Raw genomic sequence first — 25,975 nt, 5'->3', positions numbered from 1 at the left:
CAACCCCACGGCCAGGAATTCCAGCAGGTACGCATATGAATATTAGGCACGCCCAGACAACGTTCAGTAGCTCGCCCCACAACGGTGTTTCTAACAACTTTGTAGAGCATTTAAGTCGCTTAGCCCAGGAAAGGCCCCATGACAGGGCGCTGATAGTGGTGAACGCTCAAGGTGATACCACCCTTGATTACGCCACCTTGGAGCGGCGTTCGCGTGCTTTGGCCAGCGAGCTACAGCAGCGGTTCCCGGCGGGTGAGCGTGCCTTGATCCTGCTGGATAACGATGAGCACTACGTGGTGGCGTTCTTCGCCTGCCTATATGCCGGGGTGATTGCCGTGCCGGTCTTCCCGCCGGAGTCGGCCAAGCAGCAGCACCTGGCGCGTCTGCTGGCCATTGCCGCCGACTCCCAGGCTGCCTGTGTGCTTACCTCTACGACGATTATTGATGTGGTCGCATCGGCCAGCAAGGGATTCGGTAGCGCCGAACTGATCCCCGTGGATGCCGTAGATGAGAGCCGCGCTGAACACTGGGTCGAGCATCGCCCCAAGCGCGATGATATCGCCTTTTTGCAATACACCTCAGGCTCCACAGCCACGCCCAAAGGAGTCATGGTCAGCCATGGCAACTTGATGGCCAACGAGCGTGCTATCGAGACAGGCTTTGCGATTGGTGCCGACGATGTTTTCGTCAGTTGGCTGCCGCTTTATCACGATATGGGCCTGATCGGCGGATTGTTACAGCCCATTTATCGCGGTATTCCTTTGGTATTAATGAGCCCCACCTTCTTTTTACAGCGGCCGGTACGCTGGCTGGAAGCGATTTCCCGCCATCGGGGCACCATGAGCGGCGGCCCCGATTTTGCTTATCGGCTGTGCCTTGATCGTATTCGCGACGAACAGATTGAGACACTCGATTTATCCAGCTGGCGGGTCGCGTTTTCAGGTGCCGAGCCGGTACGTTACACGACTCTCACTGGCTTTATTGAACGCTTTCGCCCGGCGGGCTTTGCCGCTGACACCGCAGCACCCTGCTATGGCTTGGCTGAAGCCACGCTATTGGTCAGCTGTAACTCACGCGGTACAGGCGTGGTGGGCACGGCTTTTTCGCAAAAGTCGCTGGCTGAGGGGAAGGCCGCTTCAGCGGTTGAAGGCAATACGCTGGTAGGCTGCGGCACGCCGGAACCAGGTCACGCAATCGACATTGTTGATCCAGAGGGGCTTCACTCGCTGCCCGAAGGCGACGTCGGCGAGATCTGGGTCAATGGACCCAGCGTGGCACATGGGTATTGGCAGAACCCCGAAGCCACGGCCCAAACTTTCGTTACCCGGGATGGCGTTAGCTGGCAACGTACCGGGGCTCACGATAGCGAGGCTCACAATACCAATGCACAAGGCCTCGACGCCCGAGACGATCGCTGGCTACGTACCGGCGATCTAGGCTTTTTGCACCAAGGGCAGTTGTATATCGCCGGGCGTATTAAAGACCTGATCATTCTGCGCGGCCATAACGTTTATCCCCAGGATATCGAGAGCGCTGTCGAGGCGGAAGTGGAAGCCGTGCGCAAAGGGCGCGTGGCGGCCTTTGCCGTGACCACGCCGGAAGGCGCTGAAGGGATCGGCGTTGCGGCAGAAGTCTCCCGCGGTATGCAGAAGCTGGTACCCGCCGAGAAGTTGATCGAGGCGCTTAGTGAGGCGGTAGGGTCCGCCTGCCATGAGCCGCTTTCTGTCGCGATACTACTCAACCCCGGCGGCCTTCCTAAAACCTCCAGCGGCAAGTTACAGCGCAGCGCCTGCCGTCAAGGCTGGGAGGCGGGCAGTCTGGATGCCTACGCCATTCACGCCTTTGGGCATTTTGTCAGCGGTGGCGACGATGAGGGCGCTGGTGGTGGAGAGTCATCGCACTCTACCGCAGAAGCTGGGAGCGAAACGGAGCAGAAGTTAGCGACGCTATGGCGCCAAGTGCTGGGCGATGACCAGGTAACGCCACTGGGGAGCAATGCCCACTTCTTTGCTAGTGGTGGTAATTCTCTGGCGGCGGTGCAGCTGGCTTCACGCATTAGCGAGCATTGGGCGCTTGATTTTTCAGTTAAGTCAGTTTTCGAGAATTTCTCACTGTCTGCTATGGCGAAGGAAGTCGAGCGCATAAGAAATGATCATACCAATTTGGGTCGTTTGCCTATCCCGGTATTGTCAACTGCGCGTCGTGCTGAGCCACTGCCTCTCTCTCATGACCAGCAACGCCTATGGTTCTTATGGCAACTGGAGCCTGAGAGCACGGCTTATCATATCGGTGGCGTTCTGCGTTTATCAGGCCAATTGAACACTGCAGCAATGCATGATGCTTTTGACGGTTTGATAGCACGGCATGAGTCGCTGCGTACCTTGTTTTACGTTGACGATGAGGGAGTTCCCAAGCAGTTAATTAGACCTGACGCTTCCTTTGGGCTGGAAATCGTCGATTTTCGTGACGTGCCCGCCGATCAGTTGAAGCAGAACGAGGAAGATGCGATCCGAAGGCTTAATAACGAGCCCTTCGATCTCTCAACAGGCCCTCTGTTGCGAGCGGCGTTGCTGCGTGTGAGCGACGATGCGTATGCCTTGGTCGTTGTCATGCATCACATTATCTCCGATGGCGTATCGATGCAGATTATGCTCGATGAGTTGGTGGCTTCTTACCGCGCCCATATTCGTAGTGAGCCTGCTCAGTTGCCTGAGTTGCGTGTCCAATACGCTGACTACGCAAGTTGGCAGCGTGACTGGCTGGCAGCCGGTGAGGGTGAGAGACAGCTTGCTTATTGGAAACAACAGCTTGGCAGTGAGCACCCTGTGTTGGACTTGCCAACTGATCATCCCCGTCAGGCGTCGACGGCTAAGCGTGCCGGTCAGCATGAGTTTGCTCTTTCCAACGAGCTCCAAGTGGGCCTGCGCCGACTCGCCGAGAGTCAGAATACAAGCCTTTTCACTGTGCTCTTGGCAGCCTTTCAAGGACTGTTGCACCGGTATAGCGGGCAGCAAGAGATCCGCGTGGGAGTGCCGGTTGCTAATCGACAGCGTCAGGAAATAGAGGGGGTAATCGGTTTTTTCGTCAATACTTTAGTGTTGCGCAATGATATCGATAGTCGCCACTCATTTGAAACGATACTGACACAGTGTCAAGACGCTGTTATCGGTGCTCTGGCGCACTCAAGCTTACCTTTTGAGCAGTTAGTTGAAGCGCTTCAGCCTGCGCGTAGTTCGACTCAGAATCCTCTTTTTCAGGTTGTTCTCAACTATCGGCAAGAGGATCTAAGTGCATTTCGGGCGTTGCCCGACCAAGCGCTTACAGGCGTGGAGTTACTGCAGCAGGATGCTCAGTTCGATTTGACACTGGATGTACGTGAGTCCCCAGATGGACAGTTGGAATTCAGTATTATTTATGCTTCGGCTCTTTTCGAACCCAGCACTATCCAGCGCTTAGCGGGATATTTTCAGGCCTTACTGAAAAATTCACTTAAGTCACCAGAGCAGGCATTAGGGGATATTGAGCTGCTTGATAAAGGTGAGCAACTTCAATTACAGGAATGGGGTAAAACTTCTCAACGGTATCCTGAGGCCCCGTCTATCCATCACCTAATTGAACGCCAGACTGCGGCAACCCCAGAGGCCACGGCACTAGTATTTGAGGATCAGTCACTCAGCTACGCCGAACTCAACGCTCGTGCCAACTGTTTGGCTCACTACTTGATAGGTCTAGGCGTAAAGCCCGAGACCCGAGTGGGTATTGCCGTTGAGCGCTCCATCGAGATGGTGGTGGGGCTGCTGGCGATTCTCAAGGCGGGTGGCGCCTATGTGCCGCTGGATCCGGATTACCCCGCCGAACGGCTCGCCTATATGGTCGAGGATAGTGGCATTGAACTGCTGCTTACTCAGTCTGAGCTGGCGACGAAGCTCCCTCAGCGCGAATGGCTAACTAGTGTCGCGTTGGATAGCTTAGACGTCACGGAGCAGCCGACGCACGACCCGGGTTTAGCGCTGAGTGGTGATAACCTCGCCTATGTCATTTATACCTCGGGCTCTACCGGCCAGCCTAAAGGCGCGCAACTGAGTCACGCCAATGTGACGCGATTGCTTGACGCTACGGCGAGTTGGTTTGAATTTTCTGGGCAAGACACTTGGGCACTGTTTCACTCCTACGCCTTCGACTTCTCGGTATGGGAGATATTTGGTGCCCTTTGTACGGGCGGCAAGTTGGTCGTGGTGCCGTTCTGGACCAGTCGCTCCCCCGAAGATTTCCTTGAACTGCTATGCCGGGAACAAGTGACAGTACTCAACCAGACGCCATCTGCCTTCCGTCAATTAATCAACGTGCCTGGCATCCAAACACGTAAGGATCTCGCTCTGAGGGTTGTCATCTTCGGTGGCGAAGCTCTGGAGCCTGCAATGTTGCGGCCATGGATCGAGTGTTTCGGCGATACGCATCCACGCCTTATCAATATGTATGGCATCACCGAAACGACGGTTCACGTGACCTATCGCCCGATCACCGCAGCGGATCTGCAAGGGCAGCGCAGCCCGGTGGGTGTCGCCATTCCCGACCTCGGTATCGAGGTGCTGGATAATGACCTTAATCGCGTGCCGATCGGCGTTGTCGGCGAGCTCTACGTATCGGGCGCAGGACTTGCCCGTGGCTATCTCAAGCGCGCCGGGTTGAGTGCCGAACGCTTTGTTGCCAACCCTTTTGATAGTGAAGGTGGGCGGTTATATCGCACCGGCGACCTGGGGCGCTGGCGTGATGATGGTCAGCTCGAGTATCTGGGGCGTGGTGACCAGCAGGTCAAGATCCGCGGCTTCCGTATCGAGCTCGGAGAAATCGAGGCCTGCCTGTTGGCTCAGCCGGAAATTCGTGATGCTGTGGTCGTGGCGTGTTCAGGGCCTGGAGGCGACCGGCTGGTTGGGTATATGGTCGGGGCCGTGGTTGAAGTCGACCTTCAGGTACTGCGCAAACGGCTGAGTCACCATCTCCCCGACCATATGATACCCAGCGCGCTGGTCGTCATGGACGCTCTGCCATTAACCACCAATGGCAAGCTTGATCGTGCCGCGCTGCCCGATCCCGACATGGGTGTCGGGAATGGCGAGTTCGAGGCGCCGTGCGGCGAGTGGGAAGTCAGTCTGGCAGGGCTCTGGTGTGAGGTGCTGGAAGTTGAGCGGGTTGGCCGCCACGATAATTTCTTCGAGTTAGGCGGGCATTCGCTGCTTGCATTGCGGCTGATTGCGCGATTGCGCGAACGAGGCCGGGATATTGCCATCCGTGAGTTGTTCGAACATCCGCGTTTAAGTGATTTCGCGCAGGTGCTAGAAGCGGCTAACAACCTGCATAAGGTGGAGGTTCCGCCCAACCTAATTCCCGAGCACTGTGAAACTATCGAGCCCTGGATGCTCCCCCTGGTATCGATCGACCGGGAAGCGATTGCGCGCATTGAGTCGACGATACTAGGTGGGGGGAGCAATATTCAGGACATCTACCCCTTGGCGCCACTGCAGGAGGGCATTCTCTTCCATCATCGGCTGCACGCCGAGCGTGATGCTTACATCACTTCCTACACCATGCGTTTTGACGACCACACCCGCATGGCAAGTTTCATCGATGGCTTTAACCAAGTAATGGCACGTCACGATATCTTACGAACTGCTTTTTTCTGGGAAGGACTCGACGAACCGGTACAGGTTGTCCTCCGCCAAGCACCGCTGGTGGTGGAGTGGCTTGGGAAGGCGTCCGGCGATGGTATTGAAGGCTCGAAGCTGTCTCCCCTGGAACGGTTGTCTCACGCCGCCAGCCCCGGTCGCTGCCGGATAGATGTGCGTCGCGCACCCTTGATGCGAGCTGTGGCCATTGAGGACACAGTCGATAGTGGTTGTCTGCTGCAGTTACTTATCCACCATCTAATAGATGACAATATGACGGTTAAGCAGGTCGTCAAAGAGATCGCCCTGATCGAGCAGGGGCGTTCTGCGGAGCTTCCCGAGCCCATGCCATTCCGCAGTTTCATCGCTCAGGCTCGCTTGGGCGTGTCTGACAGTGAGCACCAGGCCTACTTCCACCGTCGCCTTGGCGATCTTGACGAGGGTACGCTGCCGTTCGATCTCAACGATGTCCTAGGTGATGGTGACGATATCGACGAGCAGCGTCTGGTACTTGATGGTGAACTAGCGGCGGCGATCCGCCAGCAGGCTCGGCGCCACGGCGTCAGCGTGGCGGCCTTCTTCCATCTCGCCTGGTCGCTGGTAATGGCCAAAGCCACCGGCAAAGATGATGTGGTGTTTGGCACGGTGCTGTCCGGACGTATGCAAGGTATCGAAGGTGCCGAACAAGCACTAGGAGTATTTATTAATACGCTGCCGTTGCGCATCACACTGGGTTCTCAAGGAGTCGATGAATGCTTACGGCAAACGCATGATGCTCTCTCTGAGCTACTGAGCCACGAACATGCCAGTCTTGGCCTAGCGCAGCGTTGCAGTGGTTTGCCTGGGGGCACTCCGTTGTTTTCGAGCTTGCTGAACTACCGTCTGAGTGCGCCTCAACTGGAAGGAAGTACCACGCCTACTTGGGAGGGTATGGAGGCGCTAAGTGTGCAGGAACGGACTAATTACCCAGTGGGAATGTCGGTGGATGATTTGGGGGAGGGCTTCCAACTAGCCGGCTTGGTAAGCCGTTCGGTTGGCGCGGAAAGGTTATGTGATTACATGCGCGCAGCGGTGGTAGGCATCGTAGCGAGTCTGCAAAGTGCCCCGCAGCACGCGATAAGTGAAATCAGCCTGCTAGGAAAATACGAGCAGCAGTTGTTGAGCGAGTGGGGAGAGAATACTCAGCATTATTGCGACACTTCACCAATTCATCAGCTGATCGAGCGCCAAGCTGCGTTAACCCCAGAGGTCACGGCACTAGTATTTGAAGAGCAGTCACTCAGCTACGCCGAACTCAATACCCGTGCCAGTCGTTTGGCCCACTATCTGATCGGTTTAGGCGTAAAGCCCGAAACCCGAGTGGGCATCGCTATGGAACGCTCCATTGAGATGGTGGTGGGACTGCTGGCGATTCTCAAGGCAGGCGGCGCCTATGTGCCGCTAGATCCCGAGTATCCCTTGGAGCGACTGGCCTTCATCGCCGAAGATAGTGGCATCGAACTGCTGCTGACTCAACACCACTTACGCGAATCATTGCCGGTAGCGGATGGACTCAGTGTTGTTGAGTTGGATCGGCTGGATGTCGCACATCACGCCTCCTCCAATCCAGCAGTGGCGCTGCACGGCGAGCATCTCGCCTATGTGATTTACACTTCTGGCTCTACCGGCCGGCCCAAAGGCGCTGCCATCCGCCATGATGCCTTGACCAACTGCATGCTCTGGATGCAGGAGACCTACCAACTAACCGATACAGATACCGTGCTGCACAAGGCGCCGTTCGGGTTCGATGTCTCTGTATGGGAGATTTTCTGGCCGCTGAGTGTCGGGGTACGTTTGGTGATCGCCCAACCAGGCGACCATCGGGACCCAGAGCGCATCATCGAGCTGATCGAGCGGCACGGCGTTACCACGCTCAATTTTGTTCCCTCAATGCTCAAGGCCTTTCTGGCCTATCCAGATGTTAAGGACAAAACGCGGCTCAAACATATTATGTGTGGTGGCGAGGCCGTTCCAGCCACACTTCAGCAGGACGTGGCTGAGTGTCTTGATGGTGCCCACCTGCATGACCTCTATGGTCCCACCGAAACTACGATTCATGTCACTCACTGGTGGTGCCGTGATGAGGCTCATCGCCAGATCCCCATTGGGAGGCCTATTAGTGGCACCTGCACCTACGTCTTGGATGGTGAACTCAACCTAGTACCACAGGGCGTCGCGGGAGAGTTGTACCTGGGCGGGATAAGCCTAGCCCGTGGATATCTCAATCGTAGCGACTTAACGGCGGAGCGCTTTATCGCTGATCCGTTCACCGAGGGAGAGCGCCTCTACCGTACGGGGGATCTAGTGCGTTGGCGGGAGGATGGCCAGCTTGAGTATCTGGGCCGCCTTGATCATCAAGTGAAGATACGCGGCCTGCGTATCGAACTTGGTGAGATTGAAGCTGAACTGCTCTCTCAGCCGGAGGTTCGCGAAGCGGTGGTGGTCGCTCAAGATAGCCCCAGTGGTTCTAGGTTAGTCGCTTATGTGGTTCCCCAAGACGACATTCAACTTGATACCAGTTCACTACGTGAAGCACTAGGACAACGACTGCCGGACTATATGGTGCCGGGAGCTGTGGTCACCCTCGATACTTTGCCGCTGAATGCCAACGGCAAAGTAGACCGCAAAGCCCTGCCCGAGCCTGATCTTGCCAGTAGCTCGCAGTATGAGCCGCCTCAAGGCGAGGTGGAAGAAGCGCTGGTAGAGATCTGGTCTGAAGTACTTGGCGTCGAACGAGTAGGGCGCCATGACAACTTCTTCGAAATAGGAGGCCACTCGCTTGCAGCGATGCAGATATCAGCAAGTTTCACGCAGCGTTTTGGAGAGGCGTTGCCAGTACGGCTGATATTCGAATATCCGACGCTGGCGAAAATGGCAACACAAGTCGCGTTAAAACAGGTGAATGCCGATGGTGGTCGCGCGAAGCGGCTCTCCACTATGGATCAACTGCTCAATGAATTGGAGGGGTGAGGCATGGAATTGGATGAAAGAAAGATTGCTCAACGTTTTGCAGAATTACAGTTTGATGCGCAGCGAAGTTTTTTGAATAAGCTGAGAAGTAGTGGCATCGATTTTCGTGAGCTTCCTATCGTGTCGGCTACCCGAGCTGAGCAATTTCCGTTGTCATATTCGCAGCGTAGCTTATGGCTGACATGGCAGCTTGATCCGGCAAGCCCAGCTTATAACATGCCTGGTGTGTTTCATTTGCAAGGCCCACTGGATGTTGCTGCATTCGAGTCGAGTGTGAATGACCTTGTGACGCGTCATGAAGTACTCCGCACAATATATCCTCAGAGCGAGGATGGAGAGCCTCAGCAGGAGGTTCTCAGTGGCTGGCAGGTGCCGGTATTACACGATGATTTGCAGCACCATGCCGAGTTAGAGCAGGAAAAAGAGCTACAGCGCCTTATTGGCGAGTTCTCTCAGCGCCCGTTTGCGCTTGATGTTGAACCGCCATTCCGCATGGCAATGTACCAGTTGAATACTAACCATCATGCGGTTGCCATTGTATTGCACCATATCGCTTGTGACGGTTGGTCGATTCAACTGCTCATCAATGAGCTATTCGAGCTTTACGAAGCCCGAATCCAACAACGTAATGCAGCACTACCATCGTTACCCATTCAGTTTGGTGACTATGCGATATGGCAGCGGAGTTGGTTTGAGGCTGGCGAAATGGAGCGGCAGCTAGACCATTGGCGCCAACGCTTGGGGGACTCGCACGCGCCTATCGATCTTCCTTTTGATCGCCCAAGAGGTTCCTTGGAAACATCGAAAGCTGGTCAGTGTCATGCTCAATTATCTCGTGAGGTGAGCCACGGTATTCATCAGCTAGCCCGTGAGCATGGCGCTTCACTGTATATGGTGATGCTGTCACTGTTAAAGCTGACGCTACATCGCTTTAGTGGACAAAGCGACATTCGGATAGGCTCTCCAAGTGCTAATCGAAACAAAGCTGAAACACATGGTTTGATTGGTTACCTGCTCAATGTTCAAGTGCTGAGAACTTTATTAGAGCCTACCAAGGGTTTTATCAGTTTATTAGGCGCTGTTAAAGAAACCGTGCTTGATGCGCAGGACTACCAGGATATTCCTTTCGATACTTTGGTAGAGGCGGTACAGCCTGGGCGCCAGCCTGGCGTACATCCGCTATTTCAGGTCAAGTGCACCCAGCAGAAAGAGCTGGAAAGAGAAAAGACCGTAGGTGATTTAAAGGTACATCTTGAAGAACTCAGCGGTGGTGATGCTCACTTCGATCTAAGCTTTGATTTTACCGATTCCTCCGATGGTATTCGCTGCGTCTTCGCCTATGCGACGGCACTGTTTGATGAACAGACAATCAAGAGACTCGCCGGAGCACTACAAAGTCTGGCTGAGCAAGTGCTTAAAGAACCAAATGCACCGTTGGCATCGCTCGAAATCCCTGCCCCCACTTCGGTGCTTGAGGGCAAATCTACCGCATATCCTTCTGAGAGCGTCATACAGCTTTGGGATCGAGCCGTCGAAGAGCATTCCCAACAACTTGCGATGCAAGATGAGCCGGATCATGGCGTCACTTATGCCAGCCTGGATGCTCGAGCCCAGCGTCTGGCACAAGCACTAATCGCAGAAGGCGTTGGCCCCGAGGTGCGTGTTGCCATTCACGCCGAGCGTTCGTGTGAATACGTGCTTGGTATCCTCGCCGTACTCAAAGCGGGCGGAGCCTTCGTACCGCTGGATCCGCAACTGCCAACGGAGCGTTTGGCCTATCAACTGGCTGATAGTGGCGCTCGCTTGCTGCTGAGCTGCACGGCTTGCGACTGGAGCGGTGACGTTCCGGTAATGGAGTTGGCGTTTGCTGATTATATTCCGGCTGCAGTAGAGCACGAACTGCCCATCATCCATCCCCAGCAGACCGCTTATGTGATCTATACCTCTGGCTCCACGGGCAAGCCCAAGGGGGTAGCGGTCAGTCACGGTGCGCTGGCCAATTACGTGCAGGGCGTTCTGGAAGCGCTGGCGCTACCAGAAGGTGCCCGCAACATGGCGATGGTATCGACGGTAGCGGCGGATCTGGGCCATACCGTGCTGTTTGGTGCCTTGTGCACCGGGCGTACCTTGCATCTTATTTCCCCCGAGTGCGCCTTCGACCCAGATGCCTTTGCGGCTTATATGCGCGAACAGCAGGTGGATGTGCTCAAAATTGTGCCTAGCCACCTGCGGGCGCTGCTGAGTGCGGCAACTCCGGCTGACGTGCTTCCGCACGAGCGCCTGATTCTGGGCGGCGAAGCGACCGACTGGGCGCTACTGGCGCGTATCGCCGAACTCAAGCCAAACTGCCAGGTGCTTAATCACTACGGCCCTACGGAAACCACGGTCGGTATTCTCACCCAGCAAGCCGACATAGCCGCTCGAGCTGCCAGCACCCTGCCGATCGGCAAACCGCTGGCCAATGCTCAGGCCTATGTGCTCGACCCCTGGCTTAATCCGGTGCCGAAGGGCGTTGCCGGCGAGCTCTACTTGGGTGGCCCTGGGTTGGCTCAAGGTTATCTACAGCGGCTGGGGCAAACAGCGGAACGTTTCGTCGCCAGCCCCTTCCATGCGGGGGAGCGACTCTATCGCAGCGGTGACCGTGTGCGCCAACTGGCCGACGGTAGCCTGGAGTTCCTTGGCCGTGTGGATGATCAGGTCAAGATTCGCGGTTATCGGGTGGAGCCGAGCGAGATCGCTGCCCTGCTGCGCGATCAGCCGGGTATTGCGGAGGCCGAAGTCGTCGCGCGGGAGAGCGAAGAAGGCCGCGCGCAACTGTGTGCTTATGTGGTTATGGCCGCCGGGAGTGATGTCGATGACGCCGCGTTACTCGCGCAGCTTGGCGAACGCGTGCCTGACTATATGGTGCCCAGCGCCATAGTACGGCTGGAGGCTCTGCCGCTAACCGCCAATGGGAAGTTGGATCGCAAGGCGCTGCCGGAACTGAAGACATCCAGCCGAGATATGTACGCTGCGCCCGAAGGCGATATCGAAACGGCGCTAGCTGAGATATGGGCCGATGTGATCGGCTGCGAGCGAGTGGGGCGCAACGACAATTTCTTCGAGCTGGGGGGGGATTCGATTTTGAGTCTGAAAGTAGTCGCTAGGGCAAGAAAGCGTGGCTTGCGGGTATCGCCTAAACAGTTACTTGAGAAGCAAACTCTTGCTGAACTTGCACATGAGTTACAGGGTGAGGGAGAGGATAAGAAGCAAGAGCCAACCATACCTGTGTTGCCAAACGCTGATCGAACAAAGTCATTGCCTTTATCTTATGCTCAAACACGTCAGTGGTTTTTGTGGCAACTAGAGCCTAAAAGCACGGCTTACCATATCTCAGGGGCGCTAAACCTAAAGGGTAAGTTAGACCTTGAGGCTTTGCAGAGTTGTTTCACGGCCTTGGTGGAGCGTCATGAGTCACTACGGACAGTATTCGTGTCCAATAATGATGGCCTGGCGAAACAGGTTGTCTTAGATAAAAACGCATATGATTTTCGCTATTCCGACTTAAGCAATATTTCGCCTGAAAAATGTGAAATTCTTGCCGATACTGCGGTTCGAGAAATTTGCGACACCCCTTTTGATCTCTCAATTGGGCCGCTTCTACGTGTGGGGGTGATTCAGCGTGCTGAAGATGATCATCTGCTGGTAGTGGTGATGCACCACATTGTCTCTGATGGCTGGTCTATGCAGTTGATCATTGATGAGTTTGCTGCCGACTACCGTGCTTGTGTGACAGGTGAAGCCTGGCAGCCGCCAGCCTTGCCAATTCAGTACGCTGATTATGCAGTGTGGCAGCGTCAATGGATGGATGCGGGTGAAAAGGAACGCCAACTGGCCTATTGGAAGCTGGAACTGGGTAGCGAGCACCCAGTACTGCAATTACCAATCGATTTCCCACGTCGCAATGATGGTCGTTATCGCGCTGCGCATCACCAGGTGGCGCTGCCAGAATCCCTGGTGAGTGGGTTACGTCTGCGGAGTAAGGCTGCTGGGGCCACTCTATTTATGACGCTGCTGACGGGATTCCAAGCGTTGCTGTATCGCTATACCGGACAAGAAGATATCCGGGTCGGTGTGCCAATCGCCAACCGCCATCGACCGGAAACCCAGGGAGTTGTGGGCTTCTTCGTTAATACTCAGATACTTCGCAACCAGTTGAATGACCGATTGAGTCTGGCCGAGGCGTTAGAGCAAAGCAGGCGCGCAGCACAAGGGGCGCAGGAGCACCAAGATCTACCCTTTGAGCAGCTTGTCGAGGAGCTGCAACCGGAACGGAGCTTATCTCACAGCCCGCTTTTCCAGGTGATGTTCAACCATCAGCGAAAAGATTCACAGTCGTTGTTAACCCTGCCGAATTTATCCTTCGAGAATTACTCTTTGGGGGAGCAGGCCGCGCAATTTGAACTGACACTGAACACAATCGAAGGGGCTGATGGTACGCTTCGAGCAACTTTTGTGTATGCTGCCGAGCTTTTTAATTCTGCAACTATCGAGCGTCTTGCTGCCCATTATCAATCATTACTCCAGGCGCTGGCTAAGTATCCTGACCAGTCCGTAAACGATGTTGATCTGCTGAGTGATTCTGAAAAGGGGCAGTTGTCCGAGTGGGGTACTAGTGCCCAAGGCTACCCTGACGTAGGGACGATTCACCATCTAATTGAGCGCCAAGCTGCGTTAACCCCAGAGGTCACGGCACTAGTATTTGAAGAGCAGTCACTCAGCTACGCCGAACTCAATACCCGTGCCAGTCGTTTGGCCCACTATCTGATCGGTTTAGGCGTAAAGCCCGAAACCCGAGTGGGCATCGCTATGGAACGCTCCATTGAGATGGTGGTGGGACTGCTGGCGATTCTCAAGGCAGGCGGCGCCTATGTGCCGCTAGATCCCGAGTATCCCTTGGAGCGACTGGCCTTCATCGCCGAAGATAGTGGCATCGAACTGCTGCTGACTCAACACCACTTACGCGAATCATTGCCGGTAGCGGATGGACTCAGTGTTGTTGAGTTGGATCGGCTGGATGTCGCACATCACGCCTCCTCCAATCCAGCAGTGGCGCTGCACGGCGAGCATCTCGCCTATGTGATTTACACTTCTGGCTCTACCGGCCGGCCCAAAGGCGCTGCCATCCGCCATGATGCCTTGACCAACTGCATGCTCTGGATGCAGGAGACCTACCAACTAACCGATACAGATACCGTGCTGCACAAGGCGCCGTTCGGGTTCGATGTCTCTGTATGGGAGATTTTCTGGCCGCTGAGTGTCGGGGTACGTTTGGTGATCGCCCAACCAGGCGACCATCGGGACCCAGAGCGCATCATCGAGCTGATCGAGCGGCACGGCGTTACCACGCTCAATTTTGTTCCCTCAATGCTCAAGGCCTTCCTGGCTTATCCCGATGTTAAGGCCAAGACGCGGCTCAAGCATATTATGTGCGGTGGCGAGGCCGTTCCAGCCACGTTACAGCAGGACGTGGCTGAGTGTCTCGACGGTGCCAACCTGCATGATCTCTATGGCCCCACCGAAACCACCATCCATGTCACTCACTGGTGGTGCCGTGATGACGTTCACCGTCAGATTCCCATTGGGCGACCTATTAGCGCTACTCGTACCTACGTCTTGGATGGTGAACTCAACCTAGTACCACAGGGCGTCGCGGGAGAGTTGTACCTGGGCGGGGTAAGTCTGGCCCGTGGCTATCTCAATCGCAGTGATCTCACTGCGGAGCGCTTTATCGCCGATCCGTTCACAGAGGGCGAACGCCTCTACCGCACCGGTGACCTAGTACGCTGGCGGGAGGACGGCCAGCTCGAGTACCTGGGCCGCCTCGATCACCAGGTGAAGATCCGCGGCCTGCGTATCGAGCTTGGTGAGATCGAAGCCGAACTACTCTCTCAGCCGACGGTTCGCGAGGCGGTGGTGGTCGCTCAAGAAGGCCCTGGTGGTTCTAGGCTAGTCGCGTATGTGGTTCCCCAGGCCGACAGTGAACTTGATACTGCTGTACTGCGTGAGCGACTAGGGAAAAAGCTACCGGATTATATGGTGCCGGGAATCGTGGTGACGCTTGAGGCACTCCCGCTGAATGCCAACGGCAAAGTAGACCGCAAAGCCCTACCCGAGCCAGATTTGGCCAGTGGCTCGCAGTACGAGCCGCCTCAAGGCGAAATTGAAGAGGCGCTGGCAGAGATCTGGTCAGAGATACTTGGCGTCGAGCAGGTAGGTCGCCACGACAACTTCTTTGAGATGGGGGGCCATTCGTTGTTGGCTCTGAAGGTGTTGGAACAAATGCGGCATCGGGGACTGACGGCGCAGGTGCGTACTCTGTTCCAATACCCGGAACTGGCATCCTTTGCTCACGCGTTGATGCAAGCACCCGAGCAAGTTGAGATCATCATTCCGCCCAGTCTGATCCCTCACGATTGTCAGACTCTTCAGCCTGACATGCTAACACTAATAGAACTTAATGCTGAAGAGCTTCGTGAGATCGAAGCGGCAGTGCCCGGTGGGGCGAGTAATATTCAGGATATCTATCCACTGGCACCATTACAGGAGGGAATTCTCTTCCATCACCGGCTGCAGGAAGAGGGCGATGCCTATGTGACGCCCCGGCTGTTGGGCTTTGATAGCAGGGAGAGGCTGGAAGCATTTATTTCTGGTTTTAATAAGCTCATAGCCCGTCACGATATTTTACGTACTGCGGTGTACTGGGAAGGACTCCGCGAACCGGTGCAGGTGGTGTATCGACATGCCATGCTGGATATCGAGTGGCCGAGCATGCCAGATGCGGCCTCCGGCGGTGTGGCCGAATGGCTATACATCCTGGTGGATTCTGAGCACCATCGCCTTGATGTGCGCCAAGCACCTATGATTCGGGCGCTGGCTGCCTACGATGCCGAGCACGGACGCTGGTTGTTGCAGTTACCTAGCCACCATCTCGTCATGGATCACACCACCCTTGAGCTCCTGGTGGAAGAAATTGCTCTGATCCAGCAAGGTCGTGAGGACGAACTGCCTAAGCCGCTACCATTCCGCAACTTCGTGGCGCAGGCCCGGCTAGGGGTAAGTCTGGAGAATCACGAGGCTTTCTTCCGTGAGCAGTTGGGTGATGTTGAAGAACCGACAGCACCCTTTGGGCTATTAGACATTCGCAGCAATGGTAGCGATATCGAAGAAGTGCGCGTTCCTTTGTCGGCGGAGCTAGCTCAGCAGGTACGGCAACAGGCTCAGCGCCATGGTGTTAGCACGGCTAGCCTATTTCACCTAGCCTGGGCCTTGGTGCTCAGCAAAACGACTGGGCATGACGATGTGGTATTTGGCACTGTGCTGTTCGGGCGTATGCAGGGTACTGAAGGGGTCGAGCGAGCGTTGGGAATGTTTATTAATACGCTACCAGTGCGTATTAAAATGGGGGCGCGGGGTGCCGATAAGTGCCTGTGCCAAACCCACGACACCCTATCTGAGCTAATGCATCATGAACATGCCAGTCTTGGGTTAGCACAGCGTTGTAGTGGGTTGTCTGGCGGAACGCCACTATTCACGAGTCTGCTGAACTATCGTTACAGCGCACCTCAGCAAGAGGGGGAGGTTGTTCATACATGGGAAGGTATGGAGGTGCTGGGCGGGCAGGAGCGTACCAACTATCCGATCACGATGTCGGTGGACGACCTGGGTAACGGCTTCCAGTTGGTAGGCCAGGTGAGCCGTTTGATCGGTGCACAGCGGCTGTGTGATTACTTGAACTCAGCCATTGCAGGCATTGTAGATAACCTGGAAGCGGCGCCTCAACAGCCATTAAGTGAGATCAGCCTACTTAGAACAGACGAGCAGCTGTTGTTGAGTGAGTGGGGAGAGAATACCCAACAGTATTCCGCGGCTGCACCAATCCATCAACTGATTGAGCAGCAGGCTGCGGAAATCCCCGATGCTCCGGCATTAGTGTTCGCAGGTCAGTCACTCAGCTACGCCGAACTCAATACTCGCGCCAGTCGCTTGGCCCACTATCTGATTGGTTTAGGCGTAAAACCCGAAACCCGAGTGGGCATCGCTGTTGAGCGCTCAGTTGAGATGGTAGTGGGTCTATTGGGTATTCTCAAAGCGGGTGGTGCTTATGTACCGTTGGATCCAGATTATCCGAGCGATCGGTTGGCCTATATGGTCGAAGACAGCGGCATCAAGCTGTTACTCACTCAGCGACATCTGGTTGATGCTCTACCTCTGACCGATGGCTTAAGCGTTATCGAGCTGGATCAGTTGGATGTCACGGATCATGCGTCAACCAACCCACAGGTGGCGCTGCACGGTGAATATCTCGCTTATGTGATTTACACCTCGGGTTCTACCGGGCGACCCAAGGGCGTGGCCAACCGTCACCATGCACTGACCAATCGCCTACAGTGGATGCAAGAGGCTTATGGCTTAACGGCCGACGATGCGGTGCTACAGAAAACGCCCTTCAGCTTTGATGTTTCTGTATGGGAATTCTTCTGGCCGCTAATGCAGGGCGCCCGACTGGTGATGGCGCCACCAGGCGCTCACCGCGAGCCAGGCCAACTAGTCGAATTGATCCGTACCCACGGAATCACCACACTACATTTCGTACCTTCAATGCTCCAGGCCTTCCTGGCCCATGGCGAGGTAGAAACCTGTACCAACCTGACGCGTCTGGTATGCAGCGGCGAAGCGCTACCAACTGAACTGCAGAACCAAGTATTGGCTCGACTGCCTCACACGGGACTCTACAACCTCTATGGCCCCACCGAAGCAGCGATTGATGTTACCCACTGGACTTGCCAAGACGATGGGCGCAACCAGGTAGCGATCGGCCAGCCGATCGCCGGTATTCGCACCTACGTATTGGATGGCGATCTTAATTTGGCGCCGCCCGGAGTCGCTGGTGAACTCTATCTTGGTGGCGCGGGCTTGGCGCGGGGCTATCTGCACCGCCCTGATCTTACTTCAGAACGTTTTGTCGCGGATCCTTTTGCGCAAAGCGAACGCCTCTACCGCACCGGCGATCTGGTGCGCTGGCGGGAGGATGGCCAGCTCGAGTATCTGGGCCGCCTCGATCATCAAGTGAAGATTCGCGGCCTGCGTATCGAGCTTGGTGAAATCGAAGCCGAACTACTCTCTCAGCCGGAGATTCGCGAGTCAGTAGTGGTCGCCCAAGAAGGCCCCGGTGGTTCTAGGCTGGTGGCTTATGTGGTCCCCCAAACTAACAGTGAGTTCGACACCAGCTCACTACGTGAAACGCTGGGTCAAAAGCTACCGGATTATATGGTGCCGGGCGTCGTGGTCACGCTCGAGGCACTGCCGCTGAATGCCAACGGCAAGGTGGATCGTAAGGCACTGCCCGCTCCGGATTTGGTCGGTAGCTCGCAGTACGAGCCACCCCAAGGCGAGGTAGAAGAAGCGCTGGCGGAAATCTGGTCAGAGATACTTGGCATCGAACAGGTGGGGCGATACGACAACTTCTTTGAGCTGGGTGGCCATTCGCTTTCGGCTTTAAGGGTACAGTCCAGGGTGGAAGAAAATTTTGATATACGGCTCCCTCTTCGCAGTTATTTCGAGCGCGCTACCTTGGCCTCAATGTGTGAGTCCATTCAGAAATGGGGTGAAGGCGCTAAAGAGGAAGAAGGCGCACAGCTTGAACAGATGGCAGCGCTATTAGATGGTATGGAGAGCTGATATGGAACTCAATAAACACACGATTGCTGAGCGTTTCGCACATCTGGCACGGGATAAGCAGAGCGCATTTCTTGGGGCTTTGAGGCAACAGGGTATCGACTTTTCGCAGTTGCCAATCGTTAGGCGAAAGACTCAGGAGCGAAGTGAACTTTCCTATTCTCAAGTTCGGCAATGGTTTCTGTGGCGCTTGGATCCCCAAAGCAGCGCTTACCATATTACGGGTGCTCTAACCCTTAAGGGCTCGCTGGATACGGAGGCATTGAGGGGTAGCTTCACCGCCTTAATATCTCGTCATGAGGCATTGCGCACGGTCTTCCGTGACGATGGCGAGGATGGGGTGATGCAAGTGGTGCAGGCCGAGAGCAACTTCGCATGGCATGAAGTTGACCTAGCCCATATGCCGAAGGATGAACGCGAAGCGGCGATAGAGAATCAGGTTGCTCTGCGCCATGATCCTTTCGATCTGGAGCAGGGGCCACTTTTGCGCGTGGGGATACTGCGTTTAGCTGAAGATGAGCACTTGTTGGTGGTGGTAATGCACCATATCATCTCCGATGGCTGGTCGATGCAGTTGATCATCGATGAGTTTGCAGCGGACTACTCCGCTCGGGTAACGGGTGAGACGTGGCAGCCGCTAGCCCTGCCGATTCAGTACGCTGATTATGCACTCTGGCAGCGTCAATGGATGGAAGCGGGCGAGAAAGAGCGCCAGCTCGCCTATTGGCAGACGGAACTTGGTGACGAACACCCAGTACTGCTGTTGCCGACTGATCGCCCACGCCGTAACGATGGACATTATCACGCTGCGCGCCACCATATGGTGCTCCCAGAGTCACTGATAAACGGGCTGCGCAAGCGAACCCAAGCTCAGGGTGTCACCCTGTTTATGACGTTACTCGCTGGTTTCCAAGCGCTGCTGTATCGATATACGGGGCAGGAAGATATTCGGGTCGGCGTGCCAATCGCCAACCGCCACCGGACGGAAACCCAGGGCGTGGTGGGCTTCTTTGTTAATACTCAAGTGTTGCGCAACCAGTTGAGTAGCCGCTTAAGTCTAGCTGAAGCGTTGGAACAGTGTAAGCTTGTGGCGCTTGGCGCTCAAGAGCATCAGGATCTGCCCTTTGAGCAATTGGTGGAAGCACTTCAGCCCGAGCGGAGCCTGAGCCACACACCACTATTCCAAGTGATGTTTAATCATCAGCGGCAGGATCAAGACGAGCTGCGGGTTCTACCTGGACTGGAGCTACGTAGTTGGCCACTAGGGAAGAGCGAGGCGCAGTTCGAGCTGACGCTGAATGTGGTAGAGCGCTCGGATGGCCGCCTAGAGGCCAGCTTCGTTTACGCTGAAGAATTATTCGACACAACTACCCTTGAGCGCCTAGCGCAGCACTACGCCGTCATTCTAGAGGCGTTGGCAGAAATGTCGGAGTGTGCGCTGGGGGATATTGAGTTGCTTGATAAGGGCGAACAACGTCAATTACAGGAGTGGGGCAAAGGCTCTCAGCGGTATCCCAATGCTTCGCCTGTCCACCACCTAATTGAACGCCAAGCTGCGGTAACCCCAGAAGCTACGGCGCTCGTATTTGCTGATCAGTCACTCAGCTACGCTGAACTTAATACCCACGCGAATCGTCTTTCACACTATTTGATCGGCCTTGGCGTAAAGCCAGAGACCCGAGTGGGCATCGCTATGGAACGCTCCATCAAGATGGTGGTGGGGTTGCTGGCGATTCTCAAGGCGGGCGGTGCCTATGTGCCGTTGGATCCGGATTATCCGAGCGAGCGGCTGGTCTATATGGTAGAGGACAGCGGTATCGAGTTGCTGATTACCCAGCAGCATCTACGTGATACGTTGCCGGTGGCCGGTGGGCTGAGCGTTATCGAGTTGGATCGGTTGGATGTGACACATCATGCGTCAACCAACCCAGAGGTAGAACTGCACGGTGAACATCTTGCTTATGTGATTTACACCTCGGGCTCCACCGGGCGACCCAAAGGAGCGGCCAACCGTCACCATGCCCTGACCAATCGCCTACAGTGGATGCAGAGTGCTTATGGCTTAACGGCCGACGATGCGGTGCTACAGAAAACGCCCTTCAGCTTTGATGTTTCTGTATGGGAATTCTTCTGGCCGCTAATGCAGGGCGCCCGACTGGTGATGGCGCCACCAGGATCCCACCGTGAGCCAGCCCAACTGGTCGAATTGATCCGTACCCACGGAATCACCACGCTACATTTCGTACCTTCAATGTTGCAGGCCTTCCTGGCCCATGGCGAGGTAGAAGCCTGCAAAAGCCTGACGCGTCTGGTATGCAGCGGCGAAGCGTTGCCAACTGAACTGCAGAATCAGGTGTTTGCCCGTTTGCCTCACACAGGACTCTACAATCTCTATGGTCCCACCGAAGCAGCGATTGATGTTACCCACTGGACTTGCCAAGACGATGGGCGCAACCAGGTAGCGATCGGCCAGCCGATCGCCGGTATTCGCACCTACGTACTGGATGGCGATCTTAATTTGGCGCCGCCCGGAGTCGCGGGTGAGCTCTATCTTGGTGGCGTGGGCTTAGCACGGGGATACCTCCATCGCCCTGACCTTACCTCAGAACGTTTTGTCGCCGATCCGTTTGCGCAGGGCGAGCGCCTCTACCGCACCGGCGACTTGGTGCGCTGGCGTGTCGATGGTCAGCTCGAGTACCTGGGCCGTCTTGATCATCAAGTGAAGATTCGCGGCTTGCGTATTGAACTAGGCGAGATCGAAGCCGAGCTATTAGCTCTGCCGGAGGTTCGCGAGGCGGTGGTGGTAGCGCAAGAAGGCCCCAGTGGCTCGAGGCTGGTGGCCTATGTGGTTCCCCAGACCGATGGTGAACTCGATAGCACCTTACTACGTGAGACGTTGGGTCAAAAGCTACCGGATTATATGGTGCCGGGAGTTGTGGTCACCCTCGATATACTGCCGCTGAATGCTAACGGTAAAGTAGACCGCAAGGCCCTACCCGAGCCGGATTTGACCAGTGGTTCGCTGTACGAACCGCCTCAAGGCGAAATAGAAGAAGCGCTGGCAGAGATCTGGTCAGAGATACTTGGAGTCGAGCAGGTGGGGCGGCACGACAACTTCTTTGAGCTGGGTGGGGATTCTATTCTCAGCCTGCAGATCGTCTCTCGGTTGCAACGGGCTGGTTGGACGGTCACTCCTCGGCAAGTCTTTGAGCATCAGAGCATAGCCCAGCTGGCGTTTAATGCGACCGGTGCGCAGGAGGAAGCGCAAGGATGTGAGGTTGAGCTCAATGAATTGGCGGATTATCTGAGCAGTGAGCAGATCGAAGCCCTAGGCTTAGACCAGGACAATATCGAAGATGTTTACCCCCTGTCGCCCACACAAGAGGGGATGTTCTTCCACTCTCTTGAAGCGGAAGAGCCGGGGCTCTACGTCAATCAATTGAACGTAGACGTCAGTGGCTTGGATGCCGATAGACTAGTGAGAGCTTGGCAAGCGATGGTTGAGCGCCATGCCACGCTAAGAACGGGTTTCTTATGGCAGGCGGGTATGGCGCGTCCACTACAACTTGTCTTTACGCAAGTGGAGCCAGAAATCGTACAGTTGGATTGGCGTAGTAAGAAAGATACGCTCGAAGAGTCCCTCGCCACCTATGCTGAGCAAGTGCTCAAGCGCCAAATTGACTGGCTGACCCCCCCATTAGCCTGGCTGCATTTAATTCGGCTTGATGATGACCGCTATCAATTGATATGGACTCGGCATCATATCTTGTCCGATGGCTGGTCTGAAGCCCGTCTAATTAACGAGTGGCTGGCCAGCTATGCGGAAGAGCCTTTGGTGGCTGCTGGGAGGCCCTACGGTGACTACATTCGCTGGTTGCAGCGTCAGGATGCCGCTTCGACTCAAGCCTTCTGGACATCGGAACTGGTGGGGCTGGAAGGGCCGACGCTGTTGGCCGAGTCGAGCCGTCAAGAGGGTGAGGCCCAGGGATTCGCCAAACGCTATACCCGTCTAGGACGGCAAGATACCGCGCTCCTAAAAGCTGCTGCCCAGCGGCAGCGCGTGACTCTAAACACTTTAATACAGGCAGCTTGGGGGGTGCTACTGCAGCGCTACTGTCATCAGGAACGGGTGGTGTTTGGCGCGACGGTCTCCGGCCGCCCACCGAGCCTGCAAGGCGCTGAGGAGATGGTAGGCCTGTTTATCAACACTATCCCCGTGGCGTTGACGGTGCTGCCTGAGCAGAGTGTGGGTGCTTACTTGCAGAGTGTGCAGGCGACCAATCTGGGCATTCGTGAGTATGAACATGCCGCGTTAGCAGATATCCAACGCTGGTCTGGGTCATCGGGCCGCGCCTTGTTCGACAGTATCATTGTATTTGAGAACTTCCCCGTCGATAGAACAATGCGTGATCAGCAGCGGCATGGTCTGCGCTTTGGTGAGGTTGCCGGGGAAGGCATAACTGGCTACGCGATGGATCTGCAGGTGGTGATCGACGATGAGCTGGAGATCGAGTACTGCTATAGCCGACGGGACTTCCCAGAGCCGTTCATTGATGAACTGAAATGCGCTATGGAGCTGCTCATTCGTCAGATGGCGGAGTCGCCGGATCGGCCTGTGGGTGAGCTGGAATGGATTGAATCAGCTCGATGGGATGCGCTGAGTGAATTAGGCCAGAGTGGCCGTAGTGGCTTCTCCCGCATGCCAGTGCATCGCCGCATCGCTGCGCATGCGGATACACAGCCAGATAGCACTGTACTTCGTATGGGTGACCAGACTTTAAGCCATGTGCAGCTCAACGCTCAGGCTAATCGCCTTGCCCATTATCTGCGCGAGCAAGGGGTGGGGCCCGATGTGCGGGTCGGCGTGGCGCTGGAGCGCTCGCCCCAAGTCATTGTAACTCTGCTGGCCGTGCTCAAAGCGGGCGGCGCTTATGTGCCACTCGACCCGACCTATCCGCCCGAACGTCTGAGTTTTATGATCAAGGATAGTGGCATGGCCCTGCTGCTTACGCAGCACGGGGTACTGCCGCGTTTGGCAGCGGTGGAGGGTATACCTTATGTGGATTGCGAGGCGCTTGATCTAAGCCGTTATGACGATGCTGATCCCGATGTGGCCGTGCACGAAGAGTCGCTGGCTTACGTGATCTATACCTCGGGCTCTACCGGTACGCCTAAAGGCGTTACAGTGGCACATGGCCCGCTGGCGATGCATTGCCAGGCAATTAGCGAACTCTATGACATGGAACCCGACTCCTGCGAGTTACACTTCATGTCATTCTCCTTCGATGGAGCTCATGAGCGCTGGCTGACAGCCCTGTGCTCGGGGATGAGCCTAGCAATTCGGGAAGAAGAGTTATGGACCGCGGAACAAGCCTACACGGCCCTGCAACGCTATCGGGCAGCGAACGTGGCTTTCCCTCCGGCCTATTTGAATCAAGTCGCTGACTGGGCAGAAGGGCGTGATGATACGCCGCCGGTGGAGCTTTACGTCTTCGGTGGCGAGGCGATGCCCAAGGCAGCCTATGACAAAGCGCGCCGCACACTGCGGCCGCGCTGGTTCATCAATGGCTATGGGCCCACCGAAACGGTGGTGACACCACTGCTATGGAAGACACCCGCCGAGGAGACCTTTGACTGTGCCTATGCACCGATTGGTCGCCCCGTTGGCGAGCGGTCGCTCTACGTGCTGGACGACAACCTGCAACCGGTACCCAAGGGCGTTGTGGGTGAGTTGTATATCGGAGGTTATGGTTTGGCGCGGGGCTATCTTGGACGTACCGGCTTGACTGCCGAGCGCTTTGTGGCTGATCCCTTCGACACCTTGGGCGGGCGACTCTACCGCACTGGGGATCTGGTGCGCTGGAGAGAAGATAACGATATGGAATATATGGGCCGTGCGGATCATCAAGTGAAGGTACGTGGCTTCCGTATTGAGCTGGGTGAGATAGAGGCACGTGCCCGCGAAATACCTGGCGTGAGTGATGTTGCCATCGTTACCCATGAATCCTCGACTGGGCATCAGTTGGTTGCTTATCTGGTAGCTGATGAGGCGGATAACACTCGATTAGTGCAACGTGCACGTCGGTATTTCGAAGCACATCTGCCCGACTATATGGTGCCAGCACATATGATGGTACTGACAGCCCTGCCACGCATGGTCAATGGCAAGTTGGATCAGTCGGCGCTGCCTGAGCCGCGGCTGGATGAAAACCGCGAGCACGTGGCCCCCTCTACACCGGAAGCCCGCCAACTCGCCGAGATTTGGCAGGAAGTATTGGGTATTGAGCGAGTCGGTGAAACCGACAACTTCTTCGAACTGGGTGGAGACTCCCTGCTGAGCCTGAAAGTGTTGAGCCGAGTGCGCGCCCTAAAGGAGAGCACGCTTGATTTTAAACTGCGTGATCTGATGCAGAAGCCAACCATTGCTGGCCTGTTGGGGCTGGGAGAAGCTTCGGTTGCCTTGCTGGATGGCGTAGTTATGCTCAATGGCGAGAGTCAGGGGCAGTCACCGCTGTTTTGCGTGCATGCTGGTATGGGCACCCTTTACGACTATCAACCGCTGGCACGGCGTTTACAGGGAGTATGCACGGTATATGGACTGCCGTGCCGGATGCTAACCGACCCGCAACATTGTGATACATCGCTGGAAGCGATGGCTGATGACTATGCGACAACTATCCTTAGCTTGCAGCCTCAGGGCTCCTATCGGTTATTAGGGTGGTCCCTAGGTGGTACCTTGGCAGCAATGATCGCGGCACGGCTTGAAAAGCAAGCCCAGGAGGTGAGCCTGTTGGCACTGGTCGATCCCTATATCCCCGGTAGCGGCCAGACGAGCGAAGATGACTGGCTGCAGGATTTTGCGGCCTTTGTGTCAGTCATCTTGCCGAGCATTTCATCTGAGAGCGTTGCCAATAGTACTCACAAAGCGCCCCGTAAGGAGCCAAGCGAAACGGAACTCGCCACTATGCTAGAACGCTTACTGGCGTCAGATATGGCAAACGGACGGGAAGGTTATGCTGCACTGGGTGGTGAAGAACTGGCCCGGATCTTCTGTGTGGCGCGCCATCTGAAGAGGCTTTCCCTGCAGACCGATACTTTGCCGACGCTGAGCTGTGAGGCGGATTATTGGTGGTCTGAAGGGCGTCCACAAGAGGAACGGCAAGCACTAACGCATCAAGTGGGGCAAGCGCCACGTCGTGCTATTGAAACTTCTGAGGATCACTTCTCGATAGTTTCCAGTGATTCGCTGGTGCTGCAGCTGGTGGGGGAATTGCAGGACGGGGGGAATTGGGTAACCTTTGCAGCGGAGGAACTAGTATGAATGGTTGATTGCTAAAAATATTTTCTCTTCTCGGCCACCCATCAGAGGTGGCCGTTGGAGTAATCAGTGTCGATTCTAGTGATGCGGGGTGCTATCTCTGAGAGATGACAGCGTTTGGCTTGAAAGTTGACTGGTTGATAAAGTTTATCGATTGATAAGCTCGTCTGCATAGCTCTTCATGTAAAGCGGTGACTTTTAAGGTAAGTTGCCTGCGGCACGTTTATGCACATAAACACTTAGTTGGCGATCAAGCATGCTGATGTGC

Annotated in this window: 3 protein-coding genes; all 3 read left to right on the top strand. The window is 55.7% G+C overall.

The genetic code is table 11. The features are described from left to right. Positions 1-35: 35 nt before the first annotated feature. From QT230_RS04110 to QT230_RS04100, 3 genes are read left to right on the top strand one after another with little or no spacing between them, the layout of a single operon-like run. Complete coding sequence (locus tag QT230_RS04110) at positions 36-8,672, top strand: non-ribosomal peptide synthetase (protein WP_308320298.1); 8,637 nt, start codon at positions 36-38, stop codon at positions 8,670-8,672. A gap of 3 nt (positions 8,673-8,675) precedes the next feature. Next, positions 8,676-18,392, top strand: a complete 9,717-nt coding sequence (locus tag QT230_RS04105) for a non-ribosomal peptide synthetase (RefSeq protein ID WP_308320297.1) — start codon at positions 8,676-8,678, stop codon at positions 18,390-18,392. 1 nt (position 18,393) lies between these two features. Next, a complete protein-coding gene (locus tag QT230_RS04100; RefSeq protein WP_308320296.1) occupies positions 18,394-25,710 on the top strand; it encodes a non-ribosomal peptide synthetase in 7,317 nt (2,438 codons plus the stop codon). Positions 25,711-25,975 lie beyond the last annotated feature (265 nt).

Source organism: Halomonas sp. SpR8 (genome assembly GCF_031010195.1).
GTDB lineage: Bacteria > Pseudomonadota > Gammaproteobacteria > Pseudomonadales > Halomonadaceae > Vreelandella.
This window is presented reverse-complemented; position numbering and strand designations above follow the sequence as displayed.

Bases quoted from the DNA above. Each gene is read 5' to 3' on its own strand.
- QT230_RS04110 (WP_308320298.1), top strand. From the start codon at position 36: ATGAATATTAGGCACGCCCAGACAACGTTCAGTAGCTCGCCCCACAAC.
- QT230_RS04105 (WP_308320297.1), top strand. From the start codon at position 8,676: ATGGAATTGGATGAAAGAAAGATTGCTCAACGTTTTGCAGAATTACAG.
- QT230_RS04100 (WP_308320296.1), top strand. From the start codon at position 18,394: ATGGAACTCAATAAACACACGATTGCTGAGCGTTTCGCACATCTGGCA.